The sequence below is a fragment of the Alkalihalobacillus sp. CinArs1 genome (assembly GCF_947387515.1).
In the GTDB taxonomy this organism is placed as follows: domain Bacteria; phylum Bacillota; class Bacilli; order Bacillales; family Guptibacillaceae; genus Guptibacillus.
The window spans coordinates 1-18422 of sequence record NZ_CANDOB010000008.1 but is presented as its reverse complement, the minus strand read 5'-3'; the positions used below and the strand labels follow the sequence as shown (position 1 = coordinate 18422).

The following is an 18422-nucleotide window of genomic DNA, read 5'->3' as shown; positions in this document are numbered from 1 at the left end:
GAAGTCGAGAACTTTTATTCGTTTCGGCTTCTTTTTTTGACAAAAAGTGAATATGCCCTGTGATTTAATGGATTACACAAACTCACTTGTAATGTTCGGAAATAAAATATGAATCATGAAAGCAGGTGTGGGAATGCAAAGCGAACTGGTTTTGGAACGATCGAGATCAAAGGTAGGTAAGTGGGTTCAAGGGTTAAAAGAAAAACTTGAACTATTATTGTTCCAAAGAGGTCTTTTATTGTTTGCAATCGGCTTTCTTCTTGGACGAGCAGTGATCCTTACGCAGGTTACACCATTTGCGCTTCCTTTTTTTGGAGCGGTATTCTTTTTGAAAAAAGAAAGAACGGTCATGATTATCATGGCTTTACTAGCTGGTGCCGTTTCAACCTCGAACCTCGAGAATACAGGTTTTATCATGATTGGAATCTTATTCTTCCTTCTCATCAATCGTTTTATCAAACTTTCATCGCTATCGCTTATAAAAACACTGCCTGTTTTAGTTTTCATAACGAGTATGGTAGGAAGGCTTATACTTAGCTTAATTATGGAAGGCACTCTCGCGAATACAAATTGGATATTGGCCGTTGTAGAAGGTGCTTTAGGAATGATCTTGACCATCATCTTCATCCAAAGCATTCCCGTTATTTCAGTTAAGAAAAGAACCCAGGCGTTAAAGAATGAAGAAATCATCAGTTTTATCATTCTTCTTGCTACGATGTTAACCGGTACGATCGGGTGGGTAGTATACGGGTTCTCGATTGAAAATATATTATCTCGCTATCTTGTATTGATATTTGCTTATGTGGGCGGCGCAGCCATTGGATCAACGGTTGGAGTTGTAACAGGTTTGATTCTTGCGCTCGCAAATGTCGCCAGCCTCTATCAAATGAGTATGCTAGCTTTTTCAGGGTTACTAGGTGGACTTCTGAAGGATGGAAGGAAAATTGGAGTTGGTTTGGGGCTCCTTATTGGAACACTATTAATTGCACTTTACGGTAGTGGTCCGGAGCTGTTGTATCCTAATTTGATAGAGTCTGGCATCGCGGTACTTCTTTTCTTCTGTACCCCTTCTCGAATTACATCACAGTTATCTAAATACATTCCTGGCACCGTTGAGCATGCGAATGAACAACAACAATATCTTAGAAAAGTAAGGGATGTTACCGCTAGTAGGGTCGAACAGTTTTCAAGCTTGTTTCAAGCGTTGTCTACGAGTTTCTCTGACTCAGATACAGTGCCTGAAGAACAGTCGGAGCGAGAAGTAGACTACTTCTTAAGTCATGTAACTGAGAAAACGTGTCAGACATGTTTTAAGAAGGAGACGTGTTGGGCAAGGGATTTCGATACAACGTACTCTCACATGACGAACATCATGGAAGAGCTTGAACATACGACTGAGCTAAATAACCATAGTTTAAAACGTGATTTTGACCAACATTGCATTAAAGCCAATAAAGTAATCGATATTATTGGAAAAGAAATGAGTCATTATCAAGCGAATCGGATGCTAAAAAAACAAGTTCGTGAAAGCAGAAAAATAGTAGCAGATCAATTGCTAGGGGTCTCACAAGTGATGGGAGACTTTGCAAAAGAAATACAAAAAGAAAGAGATAACTTGCATCAACAAGAGGACCAAATCATAGATGCAATTCAAAGCATGGGTCTTGAGGTAGGGCAGGTTGAAATCTATAGTCTTGAGGAGGGTAATGTTGACATCGAAATGAAAATCCCAGCGTGTGGAGGGCGCGGTGAGGGAGAAAAAGTCATAGCTCCGATGCTTTCTGATATTTTAAAAGAAAATATTATCGTAAAAAAAGAAGTGTGTGCCGAACATGAACATCAAACGTGTCATCTTTATTTTGGATCTGCAAGAGAATTCCTTGTTGAAACCGGCGTTGCAAATGCTGCGAAAGGTGGTGCATGGATTTCTGGAGATAGCCATTCCACAATTGAGCTTGGAGCTGGAAAGTATGCGATCGCGATAAGCGATGGAATGGGGAATGGTGAGCGGGCACATAAAGAAAGCACAGAAACGATTCAGCTTCTCCAAAAAATTCTTCACTCTGGTATCGATGAAACGGTAGCGATTAAATCAGTTAACTCGGTACTATCTTTAAGAAATACGGATGAGATCTTTTCTACCCTTGACCTTGCAATGGTAGATTTGCAAGATGCTTCAGCGAAGTTTTTAAAGATCGGATCGATACCAAGCTTTATCAAACGTGGTGATCGAGTGATGATGGTGGAATCTGCAAATCTACCGATGGGAATTATTCCAGAGTTTGATGTGGAAGTCGTCAGTGAGCAACTGAAGGCGGGAGATCTTTTAATCATGATGAGCGATGGAATTTATGAGGGAGTCAAGAATATTGAAAACCCAGAGTTCTGGATGAAGCGTAAGATCAGAGAGCTAAACACGGATAAGCCTCAAGAAGTTGCCGACCTGATCATGGAAGAAGTGATCCGTACGGAATACGGTAGAATCGATGATGATATGACTGTCGTCGTAGCAAAGGTAAAGCGTAACATACCGAAGTGGTCTACAATCCCTATCTATTCAGCACCTTCTTTCAGAAAGAAGAAAGCACAGTGATGAGGTGATCACTGATGTATAAACTTCCCTCCTAAAGGCGATGCTTGTAACAGCAAAAGGAGGGAGTAGGACGAGATGAAAAAAGGAACGCTGAGACAGATTTTGTTGATCACGGACGGATGCTCCAATCAGGGAGAAGATCCGGTAGCGATGGCTGCGCTTGCAAGAGAATACGGTATGACAGTCAATGTTATTGGAGTGCTCGATGAGAATGAGCGGACAAACGGAGGCTTAAAGGAGATCGAGAACATCGCTTTATCAGGCGGGGGTATTCACCAGTTGGTTTATGCGCGCCAACTATCGCACACTGTACAGATGGTTACTAGAAAAGCAATGACACAGACGATTCAAGGCTTTATTCATAAAGAGTTACAAACGATTTTAGGTAGTGATAAAGAGATAGAAGATTTGCCGCCTGAAAAAAGGGGTCAGGTGGTAGAGGTAGTGGATGATTTGGGGGAAACGATGGACTTAGAAGTGTTGATTCTAATCGACACAAGCGCTAGTATGCAGCATAAACTGCCTACGGTCGAAGATGCCTTGCTCGATCTTTCTATTAGTCTCCATTCGAGAATTGGTCAAAATGAATATACCCTGTATGCATTTCCAGGTCGGAAGAAACAAGTCGAACAGCTAATGGATTGGACGCCACAAATGAAAGACATTCATAAGGTCTTCCCGAAACTATCATCTGGAGGCGTAACGCCGACGGGGCCTGCATTGAAAGAAGCGATCGATGCATATCAGAAAAAGCGCTCAAAGAGAGGACTGCTAGAAGATGACGGATACATCGAAGAGTCAGGCAGTTAATGTTTCTTATGGAACAACGATAAGAGGCAAGTGGAACAAAGAGAGTTACCAAATTGAAAAAAAACTCGGCAGCGGAGCGCTCGGTACAGTCTATCTAGCAAACTCTCGAAAGGGCCATGTAGCTGTTAAAGTGGGTAATGATACCATGTCGATTTCTTCTGAGGTGAACGTTCTTAAACAGTTATCGCAGGTCCAGGGATCCGTTCTTGGGCCGTTTTTCTATGAGATGGACGATTGGGAAGTGGGTGGAAAGCGATATCCTTTTTACGTGATGGAGTACATTCACGGAGAGCCGCTTTTCTCGTTTATACAGCGGAGAGGAAAAGAGTGGCTCGGAATCCTCATGTTACAGCTGCTTAGGGACTTGTCCGTGTTACACAGAGAAGGCTGGGTGTTTGGGGATCTCAAACCAGATAATCTTCTAGTAGAAGGAGCACCTCCAAAGATGAGGTGGTTAGATGTTGGAGGAACGACAGTGATCGGTAGGTCCGTAAAAGAGTTCACGGAATTCTTTGATCGTGGGTATTGGGGATTAGGATCGAGAGTAGCAGAGCCTTCTTACGATCTTTTTGCAACAGCGATGGTCGTAATAAATGCTGCATACCCAAAGCGCTTTGAACGTCCTAAGGAGAATGCAGAGGCATACTTAATGAGTAAGGTCGATGCATCCTCTATTCTCAAACCATACAAATCGATTCTTAGAAAAGCGTTAAAAGGCAAGTATCAAAATGCGTTAGAGATGAGGAACGAACTTTTTACACTCCTGCAGGATGATAAACCTAAGGCGGCACCAAAGGTTAAAGCAACTTCAAGGGTGACCGCAAGAAAACGAACGGTTAAAGCGAAGAATAAAAGGATCAGGTGGGTAGAAACGGTGCTGTTGTTTGCTTTTATTCTAACTCTCTATACTTTATACTTAGTTGGGTATGGGTTCTAAACACAAGGAAGTAGAGAATAGACTAATTTAATCTGTAAATACCCAGCAAGAAAGGAAGACGTGATTTTGCAGCAGGATGTTGACCGATTTATCCAAAAGCATGACTTACTACATGAAGGTGATGTTGTTGTTGCAGGCGTTTCTGGAGGTCCTGACTCTGTAGCACTTCTTCATTATCTAAATAAGTTAGGACTTAAGCTCATCGCGGCTCATGTCGATCATAAGCTACGAGGCGCTGAATCCGCTGAAGACCTTTCTTTTGTAAAACGTATGTGCGAAAGAGAGGGGATACAATTTGAGTCAGCTTCCATCGATGTGGAAAAATATAAAAAGGAAAAGGGTGTTTCTACCCAGGTCGCTGCAAGAGAGTGCCGTTATGACTTTTTCCATCAAGTGATGAATAAATACAATGCAACAAGTTTAGCGCTCGCGCATCACGGGGATGATCAAATCGAGACGATGTTGATGAGGCAAGTGCACGGAAGTATTTCTGGGCTTTCTGGCATCGCAGTCAAACGGAAATTTGCTAGTGGTCTTCTTATTCGTCCTTTATTAGGGGTGACAAAAGAGCAGATTCTTTCGTACTGTGAAGAACATTCACTTCCATTTCGTATTGATCCTTCGAATGAGAGCGACAATTACATGAGAAATCGGTTTAGAAAGCAAGTTCTCCCATTTCTAAAGGAAGAAAACCCAAACGTCCACGTGAGATATCAACTTTATAGCGAACGTATGCAGAGCGATGAAGACTATTTGATGGAGCTTGCAGGCAGCCGTTTGGACGAAGTAATCATCGATCAAAATGACAAAATTGTGAAGATCGATAACAAGTCCTATCATTACTTGCCTATTCCTTTACAAAGAAGAGTGATTCATCTAATATTAAACTATCTTTACAAAAGCAATGCTCCTTTTTCTTCTATACATATTGAGGATTTGCGGTCTTTGCTCGATTCTGAGCATCCTTCAGCTTCCCTTGATTTGCCATTGGAATTAAGGGCAGTAAAATCCTATGACACCTGTTGTTTTACATTTGAAACCTTTAGGGAAGTAGAGTCGTATACAAAGCAGTTGGATAGTCCCGGTTCGGTTGAAACACCTCTAGGGACTATTACAGCTACATTAGTGGATGAGCTACCTCTAAATTTATCAGGCGAGGATTTAATCATTGAGAGTACTATGTTCCCAGTCACCGTACGTTCAAGAAGAGCGGGTGATCGAATTCAGCCAAAAGGCATGATTGGAACGAAAAAGGTAAAGGATATTTTTATTGACCGTAAAATAAACCGTTCAGAGCGTGATAGTTGGCCCATCGTGGAAAGTTCAGATGGAACGATTATCTGGGTAGCAGGACTGACCCGTTCTGAAAAAGTTACACTACCTGCAAAAAGGAAAAAGCTCGTGCATCTGCACTACGAAAAAAATTATCTACATAGGCTGGGAGGACAGGATCACAGATGCTAAATGAAATACAAGAAACATTGATCAGTGAGGAAGAAATACAAGAGAAATGCCGCGAGCTGGGTAAACAGCTTTCAGATGAGTACGAAGATCGTTTTCCACTAGTAATTGGTGTGCTAAAAGGTGCGCTGCCTTTTATGGGAGATCTAACGAAGCGTATTACGTGCCATCTTGAAATGGACTTTATGGATGTCTCAAGCTACGGCAATTCAACTGTATCTTCAGGAGAAGTTAAGATTATTAAGGATCTTGATACTTCGGTAGAAGGACGAGACGTACTGATTCTCGAAGATATTATCGACAGTGGTTTGACTTTGAGCTACCTAGTTGACCTGCTGAAATATCGAAAAGCTAAATCGATTAAAATCGTAACGCTGTTGGATAAGCCAACAGGCAGAAAGGTCGATCTTAAACCAGATGTTGCCGGATTCATCGTACCAGATGAATTTGTAGTAGGGTACGGCCTAGACTTCGCTGAAAGGTATCGAAACCTTCCGTTCATCGGTATTCTTAAACCCGAAATGTATCAAGGTTGATTTGTTGTAGTTCAATGTGCCAATATGGTAAGATAATCTATGGTTTCCTGTTCGTGGGAGGAGGTAAGGAATGAATCGTATCTTCCGAAATACAATATTTTATTTATTGATTTTCCTCGTCGTAGTAGGTGTTGTTAGCTTTTTTAACGGATCCACCAACGAAACGAATGTTTTAAATTACGGCGAATTTCAATCGAAACTTAGTAATGGTGAAATTCAAGAATTAACGATACAACCTGAACGTGGCGTTTACACTGTTCAAGGTACACTAACTGGTGAGACTGAAGAAGGTGAAGAAAACACCTTTGTAACGAACGTACCAGATTCTGAGAATGCAGTGGAGAACATCTTATCTGCTGCAGGTGAAAACACGGATGTTACTGTTGAAAAGGCTCCGGAGCAAAGCGGCTGGATCACTTTCTTCACATCCATCATTCCATTTGTAATCATCTTTATTCTATTCTTCTTCTTACTTAACCAAGCTCAAGGCGGCGGTGGCCGTGTCATGAACTTTGGTAAGAGTAAAGCAAAGCTTTATAGTGAAGAAAAGAAGAAAGTAACATTTAAAGACGTAGCAGGAGCTGACGAAGAGAAACAAGAGCTTGTTGAGGTCGTAGAATTCCTTAAAGACCCTCGTAAGTTCGCAGCAGTTGGAGCTAGAATTCCAAAAGGTGTTCTTCTCGTTGGACCTCCAGGTACTGGTAAAACGTTGCTTGCACGTGCAGTAGCAGGTGAAGCAGGAGTGCCGTTCTTCTCGATCTCTGGTTCAGATTTCGTTGAGATGTTCGTAGGTGTCGGTGCATCACGTGTACGTGACCTATTCGAGAATGCAAAGAAGAATGCTCCTTGTATCATCTTCATCGATGAAATCGATGCTGTAGGTCGTCAGCGTGGTGCAGGTCTAGGTGGCGGACACGATGAGCGTGAACAAACACTTAACCAGCTACTAGTAGAAATGGATGGCTTCAGTGCAAACGAAGGAATCATCATCGTTGCAGCTACGAACCGTCCTGATATTCTTGACCCGGCGTTACTACGTCCTGGACGTTTTGACCGTCAAATTCCGGTTAACCGTCCCGATGTTAATGGTCGTGAACAAATCCTTGGGGTACATGCCCGTAATAAGCCTCTAAGCGATGAGATCGACCTTAAGACAATTGCGATGCGTACACCTGGTTTCTCTGGTGCAGACCTAGAGAACTTGCTGAACGAAGCTGCACTTGTTGCCGCTCGTCATGACAAAAAGAAAATCGACATGAATGACATCGATGAAGCTACTGACCGTGTCATTGCTGGTCCAGCTAAGAAGAGTCGTGTCATCTCTGAGAAAGAAAAGAACATCGTTGCATACCACGAAGCTGGTCATACCATTATTGGTACCGAGCTCGATAATGCAGACATCGTTCATAAAGTAACAATCGTACCACGTGGCCAGGCTGGTGGTTATGCCGTAACGCTTCCTAAAGAAGATCGTTATCTCATGACGAAGCCTGAGCTAGAAGATAAGATCATCGGCCTACTTGGCGGTCGTGTAGCAGAGGAAATTACTTTCGGTGAAGCAAGTACCGGAGCAAGTAATGACTTCCAACGCGCAACGGCTATCGCTCGTAGTATGGTGACGGAATACGGAATGAGCGAAAAACTTGGACCGATGCAATTTGGTTCAAGCCAGGGCGGCAATGTCTTCCTTGGTCGTGATATCCAGAACGATCCTAACTACAGTGATTCGATCGCACATGAAATCGATCTTGAGATTCAGAAGATCATCAAAGACGCTTATGATCGCTGTCGTCAGATTCTTACTGACAACCAGGATAAGCTTAATCTAGTGGCAGAAACGCTTAAAGAAGTTGAAACGCTAGATGCAGAACAGATTCGCTCTCTTGTTGAAGACGGAAAATTACCTGAAGGTCATCATGCTACAAGTTCAGACGATGACGTGAAAGTAAACATTTCTAAAAAAGAAGAGAAAGATTCTGAAGAAGAAGATTCAGAGTAAGTCATAAAAGCAGGATGTCGTTCAGGCATCCTGCTTTATTTTATGCGTTAAACCTGGTAAGCGCTTTCCAAAAAGTGCTTCGTGTTTACGGTCAATCTGTGGTATAACTATAGAGAGCATGACCAAAGCTAAATATTTAAATAAGGTGATAATATGATACTTGTGCTTGATGTAGGAAACACGAACATCGTTCTCGGTGTATACGAAGGTGATGAACTAACGCATCATTGGAGAATCGGAACGAGCAAAAAGCAAACGGAAGACGAATATGCAATGGTCATTAAGGGGCTATTCTCTCATGAGGATCTAACTTTTGATGATATAGAAGGGATCATTATCTCTTCAGTCGTACCTCCAATAATGTTCGCTCTGGAACGAATGTGCCAGAAGTATTTTCATCATAAACCATTAGTTATTGGGCCTGGGATTAAAACAGGGTTGAACATAAAATATGATAATCCAAAAGAAGTTGGTGCAGATCGTATTGTAAATGCGGTAGCTGGGATTCATCAATATGGATCACCCCTGATCATCGTTGATTTCGGAACGGCGACTACGTATTGCTACATCAATGAAAATAAACAATACGTTGGTGGTGCCATCGCGCCGGGTATTAACATTTCTACTGAAGCATTATATATGCATGCAGCAAAGCTTCCTCGTATCGAGATTGCAAAACCAGACCACATCGTCGGAAAGAATACCGTTAGTGCAATGCAAAGCGGTACACTTTATGGATATGTAGGTCAGGTAGAGGGGATCGTATCGAGAATGAAGAAACATGCGACGAAAGAGCCGACTGTTATCGCAACTGGAGGTCTTGCATCGCTGATTGCTGAAGAGTGTGACCTAATAGATGTGGTAGATCCGTTTTTAACGTTAAACGGTTTACATCTAATCTATAATAAGAATAAAGAAGAATTAAACGCATACCGCTAAGGGATGCGTTTTTCAATTGCTTTACTTTGTAAAAGGCACATAAGATAGCATAGATGGTACTAAGCAAGGGGAGTTTAAATAAAATAGTGAAGAGCACGCAGGTTTCCATAATGGAAGTTCTGATTAAAATCATGTATGTTGTAAGTGGGCATATGCTCATTTGAAAGGAGATTCAAACGAAATGAATGATTATTTAATTAAAGCACTAGCGTTCGATGGGAATGTTAGAGCTTATGCGATATCAAGTACAGAAATGGTTGCAGAAGCACAGAGGCGTCATACGACATGGCCAACTGCATCTGCTGCAATGGGGCGCGCAATGACCGCTTCAACAATGATGGCTTCCTCATTAAAAGGAAAAGAAAAAATCACTGTTAAAATAGAAGGTGGCGGACCGATCGGCGCAATTATCGTCGATGCTAATGCACAGGGAAACACGCGTGCATACGTGAGCAATCCTCATGTGCACTTTGATTTAAACGAGCACGGCAAATTGGACGTAGCAAGTGCAGTCGGTCGTGACGGTTTCCTATCAGTCGTTAAGGATATTGGTATGCGCGATAAGTTTACTGGTCAAGTTCCAATCGTATCTGGTGAACTTGGAGAAGACTTCACGTACTATCTTGTAACATCAGAGCAAGTTCCTTCTTCTGTTGGTGTTGGCGTATTGGTGAATCCTGATAATTCAATCCTTGCAGCTGGAGGCTTTATGATTCAACTTCTGCCTGATGCTGCAGAAGAAACGATCAAATTCATCGAGAAGCGCATTCAAAACATTCCTCCTATCTCAAAATTAATTGAGAAGGGTTATACACCTGAAGAAATCCTCGCGGAACTGTTAGGTGAAGATAATATAAAAATTTTAGATAAAATGCCTGTCTCATTCGAATGCAGTTGTTCGAAAGAACGTTTTGCGAATGGAATTATAGGGCTTGGTAAAGAAGAGATCAATAAAATGATCGAAGACGATGGCGAAGCAGAAACGGTTTGTCATTTCTGTAACGCTCACTATCACTTTTCTAAGGAAGAGCTAGAAGAATTATCTGCAGAAAGTAAGGTTTAAGGGTTTTGGATTGACGCTTTTTCCCCTTGATGCTATCTTTAAGGAAATTATTCCTATAAAATCACTTGGGATTGGGAGGCGAAAGAGATGAGAGTTGCAAATTCAATTACAGAATTAATCGGTCAAACTCCAATCGTTAAGCTAAACCGTCTAACTGGAGAAGATCATGCAGATGTATACTTGAAGCTAGAATTTATGAACCCGGGAAGCAGTGTCAAAGATCGAATCGCATTAGCTATGCTTGAAGCTGGCGAAGAGAAAGGTGAACTTAAACCAGGTGACACGTTTGTAGAACCTACAAGTGGAAATACTGGTATCGGTCTTGCTATGGTAGCTGCAGCAAAAGGGTATCAAGCCGTTCTTGTTATGCCTGATACAATGAGTATGGAACGCCGAAATCTTTTAAAAGCTTATGGCGCAAAACTCGTATTGACCCCTGGGTCTGAAGGAATGGGCGGCGCGATTCGTAAAGCTGAAGAACTGTCTAAAGAACATGGCTACTTTATGCCTCAGCAGTTCCAAAACGTAGCGAATCCAGAAATACACCGTCGTACGACAGGTAAAGAAATTGTAGACCAATTTGATGATCTCGATGCTTTCATAGCAGGTATTGGAACTGGTGGGACAATTACTGGTGCTGGAGAGGTGTTAAAGAAACACTTCCCTTCAATTAAGTTATACGCAGTTGAACCGACGGATTCACCGATTTTATCAGGAGGTAAGCCTGGTCCGCATAAAATTCAAGGAATTGGAGCTGGGTTTGTACCATCGATCCTAGACACGAATATTTACGATGAAGTGATTCAAGTGGAGAATGAGCAAGCGTTCGAATGGGCAAGAAAGGCTGCAAGAGAAGAAGGTGTTCTTGGAGGCATCTCTTCAGGTGCTGCAATATACGCTGCACTTGAAGTTGCTAAAAAGCTAGGGAAAGGTAAGAAAGTACTCGCAGTTATTCCAAGTAACGGTGAGCGCTACTTAAGCACCCCGCTTTTTCAATTCGATGATGAATAACAGTCAATAACAGGCAGTCCTTTTCGGGCTGCTTTTTTCTATAAAAAATTTTCATGAGAGGGATCGTGTGCGGTTATCCTACTGAATAGATGGAGAACAAACTCTATACAAAAAGGATGAAGGATTTTTCGTCTTCATGTAAAATAGAGGCATAATCCGAAGGAAGTGTTGATACTTCCGAATAGGGGTGTAACGATAGTGGCGCAACACCAAGAAAAAACAACCCGCATTCCAATATTTGAAACGCTACATTTATCAGGAGATGAATGGTTTTCAAAATATAAACGGTTTGTATCCGACCTTTCTGAACACACCCTTTTAGATAGCACAAGAGGAGGCCGCTATAGCATGTTCGGCATCCTGCCGATGGCTAGTCTAGAAGGTAAGGAACGTACCCTTTCAATAACTGAGAATGGTATAACAAGAAAGCTTGAAGGGAACTTGCTCGATTTAATGCGCGATTACATGCAACAACATGTAGCGGAAACAGATGATCGGCTCCCAGACTTTCAGGGGGGAGCGATGGGCTTCTTAAGTTACGATATTGCCCGTCAGATTGAAGAACTTCCACATCATGCTGAAGACGACTTAGGACTGCCTGAATTATCGTTTATTGTCTATGAAGATGTTGGAGTTTATGATCATGAAGAGCAAGTGCTGTGGTTTATTTCTCAAGTAGAAGAAAGCAAGTCAGAAATTGCTCGTGCCCGATTGAAGCAGTACAAGAATGAATGGCTCGAGGCTAGTGTGACTACAACACATCATTCAATTAGTACAACGAAAGAAGATGAACGTCACTTCTCAATGGATGAGGACTCATTTGGGTCAGCAGTTAAAAAAGTGCAAGAATATATCTCAAGTGGAGACGTATTTCAAGTGAATCTTTCTCTTAGAGAAACGAGGACGCTGCATGCAGAGCCCCTTCATGTATACGAAACGTTAAGAACGTTGAATCCTTCACCTTATATGTCGTTCATTCACTCAGAGCGATTCGATCTTGTAAGTGCATCACCAGAGCTTTTGGTAAAGAAGAAAGGCAGCGAGCTCAGTACTCGACCAATAGCTGGTACACGATCACGTGGTAAAAATGATGCACAAGATCAACAGCTCGCTAGAACGCTGATCGAAAATGAAAAGGAACGTGCAGAGCACGTTATGCTTGTAGACTTAGAGCGTAACGATCTTGGCAGAGTATGCCGATACGGATCCGTAGAAGTAGACGAGTTCATGGTGATCGAAAAGTATTCTCATGTTCAGCATATTGTTTCGAATGTCCGAGGAGTTTGCGCTCCTGAATACGATGCTTTCGATGCGATCAAAGCGACGTTTCCCGGAGGCACGATCACAGGTGCTCCAAAGATCAGGACGATGGAAATAATCGAGGAACTTGAGCCTGTTCGCCGTGGCATATACACTGGGTCTATCGGATGGATAGGATTTAATGGCGATATGGAATTAAACATCGCCATCCGGACGATGGTGATCAAAGATGGTTTTGCCCACGTCCAAGCTGGTGCTGGAATCGTAATCGATTCCGATCCAGAAGCAGAGTATAAGGAATCGTTAAAGAAAGCTAGAGCCCTTTGGAAAGCCAAAGAGTTGAGTGAAGAGCCTAGAAGAGTTGAGCAGAGGAGGAATAAAGTATGATATTAATGATTGATAACTACGATTCATTTACGTATAACTTAGTACAGTACCTTGGTGAGATGGGGGAGGAGCTTGTCGTTAAGAGGAACGATGAGGTCACAATCGACGAAATTGAAAGCATGAACCCTTCATTCCTCATGATTTCCCCTGGACCGTGCAGTCCAAATGAAGCTGGGATCAGCATGGATGCTGTTAGGCATTTTGCTGGCAAGATTCCGATCTTTGGCGTTTGTCTTGGCCATCAATCAATCGCGCAAGTATTCGGTGGAGATGTTGTGAAAGCTGAGCGGTTGATGCACGGGAAGACATCTGAAATGCATCACGATGGAAGAAGTGTTTTTAAAGGAATGGAGAATCCATTCACCGCTACTAGGTACCACTCTTTAATCGTGAAGAAAGAGACACTTCCTGAATGCTTTGAGGTAAGTGCTTGGACAGAAGAAGGAGAAATTATGGCTATTCGCCATAAGGAGCTTGCAGTAGAAGGGGTTCAATTTCATCCTGAGTCTATTATGACAGCAGTAGGCAAAACGCTTCTAAAAAACTTTATCGATACACATAAAAACGAGCTATGTATATAAACGTAAATGGCGAACTGATGCGTGAAGAGGACGCTGTGATATCGGCATACGACCATGGTTTTTTATATGGATTAGGTGTATTTGAAACATTCCGCACCTATGACGGTCACCCCTTTTTGTTCAACGATCATATCGATCGCCTGCAAGCGTCATTAGAAGAACTGCAGATTGAGCTTGAAACGAATTCAGATGATTTGCTGCATGAGGTGAAGCGAACCCTTGCAGCAAACAATATGAGAGATGGTTACATTCGTCTTAATGTTTCAGCAGGTGCAGGGAATATAGGGCTGCAGACTGAACCTTATCAATCACCTACACGGATCATCTATGTTAAGTCGCTTGGTGCTCCTGTTCGAAATGAAAAGGACGGGACACTTTTATCATTAAGAAGAAACACACCCGAAGGAAACTATAGATTAAAGTCACATCATTATCTGAATAACATACTCGCCAAAAGAGAGATTGGAAATGATCCAAAAACTGAAGGGATTTTTTTAACAGAAGAAGGTTATGTAGCAGAAGGGATCGTTTCAAACTTATTCTGGGTAAAAGGAGATACCCTTTTTACTCCCTCTTTAGGGACAGGCATTCTTAACGGGATCACTCGTCAATATGTGATCCGTACTGCAGAAAAGCTACGTATCTCTGTTGAAGAAGGGTACTATAAGAAAGAGTGCTTACTCGACGCGGATGAAGTATTCGTAACGAACTCTATTCAGGAAATTGTCCCATTGCGAAGCGTAGATCGTGTCTCTATGCCAGGTAAAAATGGTACTGTTACCAGCAAGCTTATCCTGCACTATGAGAAAGACCGCACTTCGTTATTCAGCAGCAAAGATGTAACGAGATGATTTTATGCAATAAAAAGGAGTGAGCTTGGTGGCTACGGTAATCAAAAAGCAAACAAACCACCCGATGATAATGGAGTGGCGGGACAAAGTAATCGACTGGAACAAGAAAACCTGGGTCATGGGGATTTTGAATGCAACCCCTGATTCATTTTCTGATGGGGGGAAGTATGATACGCGTGACAGAGCGGTGGAACATGCTGTGCAGCTTGTGCAGGAAGGTGCTGACATCATTGATATCGGTGGTGAGTCTACACGGCCTGGAGCTGTTCCTGTTTCTCTCGAAGAAGAACTTGAGCGGGTTATCCCTGTGATCAAAGCAGTACGTGCAGCAGTTGACGTTCCGATCTCAATCGATACGTACAAAGCGGAAGTAGCTGATCAGGCCGTATTAGCAGGAGCGGATATCATCAACGATGTTTGGGGTGCAAAAGCTGACCCGCTGATGGGGCAAGTTGCTGCAAAGCATGAGGTGCCTATTATCTTAATGCATAATCGCCTAGGTACAAACTATGATGATATTATGGAAGATATCAAAGTGGATATCGAGGAAAGCATCGCCATTGTAAAACGTGCAGGCGTACTTGATCGTAACATCATCTTAGATCCAGGCATCGGCTTCGCAAAAACATATGAACAAAACCTCGAGGTTATGCGCAGGTTGGACGAGTTCTCAGCATTAGGATATCCCGTATTATTAGGAACTTCTAGAAAGTCACTTATAGCAAAAACATTGAACACACAAGCGAATGATCGTGTAGAAGGTACGGGAGCAACAGTGTGCCTCGGCATTGAGCGTGGGTGTCAAATCGTTCGCGTTCATGATGTGAAACCGATCGTTCGAATGGCAAAAATGATGGACGCAATGCTAAAACAAGATATCATCACTAACTAGGAGCGTGGTTGGATGGATAAGATTCACCTGAACGGAATGGAGTTTTATGGTTACCATGGTGTTTTCCCTGAAGAAAACAAGTTAGGTCAACGATTCTATGTAGATCTTGTATTGGAAGCGGACCTCTCTAAAGCGAGTGCGTCCGATGATCTTAACTATACGGTGAATTACGCAGATGCGTACAATACCATTAAAGAAATCGTTGAGGGTGAGCCTAGAAAGTTAGTCGAAACAATCGCAGAAGAAATTCCAAAAGCAATGTTCGAAGCGTTTGAAATTGTGAAGGTCTGTACAGTGAAGGTAATTAAACCGGATCCTCCTATCAATGGACACTATGATTCAGTTGCGATCGAGATGAAGAGGGAACGTAATGAATAGCGTATATGTTGGGATTGGTTCCAATATTGGAGATCGCGAAAATTATATAAAGACTGCGCTTGAGAGAATTGAAGAGTATCCAGATATCACTGTTGCAGACGTCTCGTCGCTATACGAAACTGAGCCTGTAGGAGTAACGGAACAAGCTGCATTTTTAAATATGGTCGCACTTCTACAAACAGATATGAACGCTTTTCAAGTACTTGAAATCCTACAGGGAATCGAACAAACTTTGGGTAGAGAAAGGGATATACGTTGGGGGCCGAGAACGATAGACCTTGACATATTACTTTATAATCACGAAAACATTGTAGCTGAAGGCCTTGTTATTCCACATCCACGACTTATTCAAAGAGGATTTGTTATCATCCCATTACATGAACTAAATCCTGAAGCAGTCATACCTACTACGAATAAACGAATAGAGTCGTATATTGATCATATAGAAGACAAAGAAGGTGTACGTCTATGGAAGCAGAGATCTACGGGAGGCGTATTCGAGCTTTTCGAAAGCTGAAAGGTTTTACTCAAGAAAGATTAGCAAGAGACTTAGGTGTCTCAGTGTCCGTCCTTGGAGAGATAGAGCGGGGAAACAGGGCGCCATCATATGACTTTTTGCTGCATGTCGCGAAACAACTTAATGTTTCTCTTGAAGAACTATTCCCAATAGACCAGTTAAGGAAATAAATGAAGACACATTGAAATTATAAATCTGTAGTTTGACTTTCTAACTACCATTTTTTATACTACACCTATGATTAAACCAACTGCCAGGATCGTTGACTGGCAGTTTTCTTCTTATAATGAGCGACACACCCGGCGCATTTGTCAATGAAAACCATGCCGTGAATACTTGCTATTCATGCTGCTTTCAGATAAAGTTATAGCGGGATAAACCTAGATTTGACAGGAGTGATAGTGATGAGTCAGGAGCTAGAACTAAATGATCTTCTTCGTGTAAGAAGAGAAAAGCTCGATACACTTAAAAGTAACAACATAGATCCGTTCGGTCATCGTTTTGATCGTACTCATACAGCAACACAAATGGTTGAGGAGTTTGATTCCTTCTCAAAGGAAGAGCTTGCCGAAACAGAGAAGACGGTTTCTCTTGCAGGTAGAATCATGACGAAGCGTGGAAAAGGAAAAGCTGGATTTGCACATATGCAGGACCTTACAGGTCAAATCCAGATGTATATTCGTAAAGATACTGTTGGCGAAGAGCAGTATGACTTATTCGACTCGATGGACATTGGAGACATTGTCGGAGTTACGGGAGTAGCTTTTAAAACGAAAGTAGGAGAGCTTTCTATTAAAGTAAGCGATCTTCACTTGTTATCTAAGTCCCTTCGTCCACTCCCAGATAAGTTCCATGGTCTTAAAGATGTTGAACAACGTTATCGCCAACGTTACTTGGATCTCATCATGAGCCCTGAATCGAAAGAAACGTTCATCTCTCGAAGCCGCATCATTCAATCCATGCGACGTTATTTAGATGACCAAGGCTTTCTTGAAGTAGAAACACCGATGATGCATTCTATTCCAGGTGGAGCTTCAGCCCGTCCATTCGTTACTCATCACAATGCTCTTGATATGGAGCTTTATATGCGTATTGCGATTGAACTTCATCTAAAACGCCTTATTGTCGGTGGACTTGAAAAAGTATACGAAGTAGGTCGCGTATTTAGAAATGAAGGTGTATCTACACGTCATAATCCAGAATTCACAATGCTTGAACTTTATGAAGCATACGCTGACTATAAAGATGTGATGTCTCTAACAGAGAATTTAATCGCTCATATCGCAAAAGATGTGACTGGTTCAACTACGATTACGTATGGTGACCAAGAAATCAACTTAGAGCCTGAATGGAAGAGACTTCATATGGTAGATGCGGTAAAAGAAGCGACTGGAGTAGACTTCTGGAAGGAAATGACTGATGAAGAAGCTCGTGCTCTTGCGAAAGAACATGGCGTCGAAGTCAAAGAGACAATGGAATTCGGACACGTTGTTAATGAATTCTTTGAACAAAAAGTTGAAGAAACATTGATACAACCAACGTTTGTATATGGACATCCAGTTGCCATTTCTCCATTGGCTAAAAAGAATCCAGAGGACCCTCGCTTTACGGATCGCTTTGAACTATTCATCGTAGCTCGCGAGCACGCAAATGCATTTACCGAGCTTAATGACCCGATCGATCAAAGAGAGCGATTCGAAGCTCAACTTGTTGAACGTGAACAAGGTAACGATGAAGCTCACATGATGGATCATGATTTCATTGAAGCATTAGAATATGGTCTTCCTCCAACAGGTGGACTTGGAATCGGTATTGATCGCCTCGTTATGCTATTAACGAATTCTCCATCTATCCGCGACGTACTGCTATTCCCACAAATGAGAAATACGGAACGATAGAAAAGAAGCCTTCGGGCTTCTTTTTATTATTTTTTACGAAAAACCATTGCGCTACTTTGGAGTACATGGTATATTAATACTCGCCGTTAAAAACACGGCAACACACGAAATAAAAAAACAAAAAAGATGTTGACTTCGGACAAGTTAATGTGTTACATTAATAAAGTCGCTGAAAACGACATTGAAAGAAACAAATCGATCTTTGAAAACTGAACGAAACGCCATGCAAGATATTGTTTCTACGGAAACAAACATTGTTTTAAAGCTAGATTGAACTTTTCTATCGGAGAGTTTGATCCTGGCTCAGGA

The 18422-nt window shown here is 42.0% G+C and carries 17 protein-coding genes; all 17 read left to right on the top strand.

What is annotated here, in order from left to right:
• Window positions 1-133 precede the first annotated feature (133 nt).
• The 17 genes from spoIIE (at window position 134) to lysS (ending at window position 18113) form a co-directional block, all read left to right on the top strand.
• Window positions 134-2593 carry a stage II sporulation protein E gene (spoIIE, locus tag PFZ69_RS20185; protein ID WP_270182895.1) on the top strand — a complete coding sequence of 820 codons (2460 nt, stop codon included), beginning with the start codon at window positions 134-136 and terminating at the stop codon, window positions 2591-2593.
• Window positions 2594-2668: 75 nt separating this feature from the next.
• Window positions 2669-3403 (top strand): VWA domain-containing protein, encoded by a 735-nt coding sequence (locus PFZ69_RS20180; RefSeq protein WP_270182894.1) that lies wholly within the window; start codon window positions 2669-2671, stop codon window positions 3401-3403.
• Window positions 3372-4340 carry a serine/threonine protein kinase gene (locus tag PFZ69_RS20175; RefSeq protein ID WP_270182893.1) on the top strand — a complete coding sequence of 323 codons (969 nt, stop codon included), beginning with the start codon at window positions 3372-3374 and terminating at the stop codon, window positions 4338-4340. The genes PFZ69_RS20180 and PFZ69_RS20175 overlap by 32 nt, the downstream gene beginning before the upstream one ends.
• A gap of 66 nt (window positions 4341-4406) precedes the next feature.
• Window positions 4407-5804 (top strand): tRNA lysidine(34) synthetase TilS, encoded by a 1398-nt coding sequence (gene tilS, locus PFZ69_RS20170; RefSeq protein ID WP_270182892.1) that lies wholly within the window; start codon window positions 4407-4409, stop codon window positions 5802-5804.
• Window positions 5798-6337, top strand: a complete 540-nt coding sequence (hpt, locus tag PFZ69_RS20165; protein ID WP_270182891.1) for a hypoxanthine phosphoribosyltransferase — start codon at window positions 5798-5800, stop codon at window positions 6335-6337. Before tilS ends, hpt begins: the two co-directional genes overlap by 7 nt.
• A 70-nt stretch (window positions 6338-6407) precedes the next feature.
• Complete coding sequence (gene ftsH, locus PFZ69_RS20160; protein WP_270182890.1) at window positions 6408-8336, top strand: ATP-dependent zinc metalloprotease FtsH; 1929 nt, start codon at window positions 6408-6410, stop codon at window positions 8334-8336.
• A 153-nt stretch (window positions 8337-8489) separates the two neighbouring features.
• Complete coding sequence (locus tag PFZ69_RS20155) at window positions 8490-9275, top strand: type III pantothenate kinase (RefSeq protein ID WP_270182889.1); 786 nt, start codon at window positions 8490-8492, stop codon at window positions 9273-9275.
• Between the two features lie 181 nt (window positions 9276-9456).
• Window positions 9457-10338 carry an Hsp33 family molecular chaperone HslO gene (hslO, locus tag PFZ69_RS20150; protein ID WP_270182888.1) on the top strand — a complete coding sequence of 294 codons (882 nt, stop codon included), beginning with the start codon at window positions 9457-9459 and terminating at the stop codon, window positions 10336-10338.
• 87 nt (window positions 10339-10425) lie between these two features.
• Entirely contained in the window at window positions 10426-11349 is a 924-nt protein-coding gene (gene cysK, locus PFZ69_RS20145; protein ID WP_270182887.1) for a cysteine synthase A, read from the top strand.
• 228 nt (window positions 11350-11577) lie between these two features.
• A complete protein-coding gene (gene pabB, locus PFZ69_RS20140) occupies window positions 11578-12996 on the top strand; it encodes an aminodeoxychorismate synthase, component I (protein ID WP_270182927.1) in 1419 nt (472 codons plus the stop codon).
• On the top strand, window positions 12993-13577 hold the full coding sequence (pabA, locus tag PFZ69_RS20135) for an aminodeoxychorismate/anthranilate synthase component II (RefSeq protein WP_270182886.1): 585 nt from the start codon (window positions 12993-12995) through the stop codon (window positions 13575-13577). The genes pabB and pabA overlap by 4 nt, the downstream gene beginning before the upstream one ends.
• Complete coding sequence (gene pabC / locus PFZ69_RS20130) at window positions 13568-14428, top strand: aminodeoxychorismate lyase (protein ID WP_270182885.1); 861 nt, start codon at window positions 13568-13570, stop codon at window positions 14426-14428. Before pabA ends, pabC begins: the two co-directional genes overlap by 10 nt.
• Window positions 14429-14492: 64 nt before the next feature.
• Complete coding sequence (folP, locus tag PFZ69_RS20125; RefSeq protein WP_270182926.1) at window positions 14493-15320, top strand: dihydropteroate synthase; 828 nt, start codon at window positions 14493-14495, stop codon at window positions 15318-15320.
• Between the two features lie 12 nt (window positions 15321-15332).
• Window positions 15333-15698, top strand: coding sequence for a dihydroneopterin aldolase (folB, locus tag PFZ69_RS20120; protein WP_270182884.1), 366 nt, complete (start codon window positions 15333-15335; stop codon window positions 15696-15698).
• On the top strand, window positions 15691-16215 hold the full coding sequence (gene folK, locus PFZ69_RS20115; protein ID WP_270182883.1) for a 2-amino-4-hydroxy-6-hydroxymethyldihydropteridine diphosphokinase: 525 nt from the start codon (window positions 15691-15693) through the stop codon (window positions 16213-16215). The genes folB and folK overlap by 8 nt, the downstream gene beginning before the upstream one ends.
• Window positions 16167-16385, top strand: coding sequence for a helix-turn-helix domain-containing protein (locus tag PFZ69_RS20110; protein WP_270182882.1), 219 nt, complete (start codon window positions 16167-16169; stop codon window positions 16383-16385). Before folK ends, PFZ69_RS20110 begins: the two co-directional genes overlap by 49 nt.
• A gap of 234 nt (window positions 16386-16619) precedes the next feature.
• On the top strand, window positions 16620-18113 hold the full coding sequence (lysS, locus tag PFZ69_RS20105; protein ID WP_270182881.1) for a lysine--tRNA ligase: 1494 nt from the start codon (window positions 16620-16622) through the stop codon (window positions 18111-18113).
• The last annotated feature ends 309 nt before the right edge of the window (window positions 18114-18422 follow it).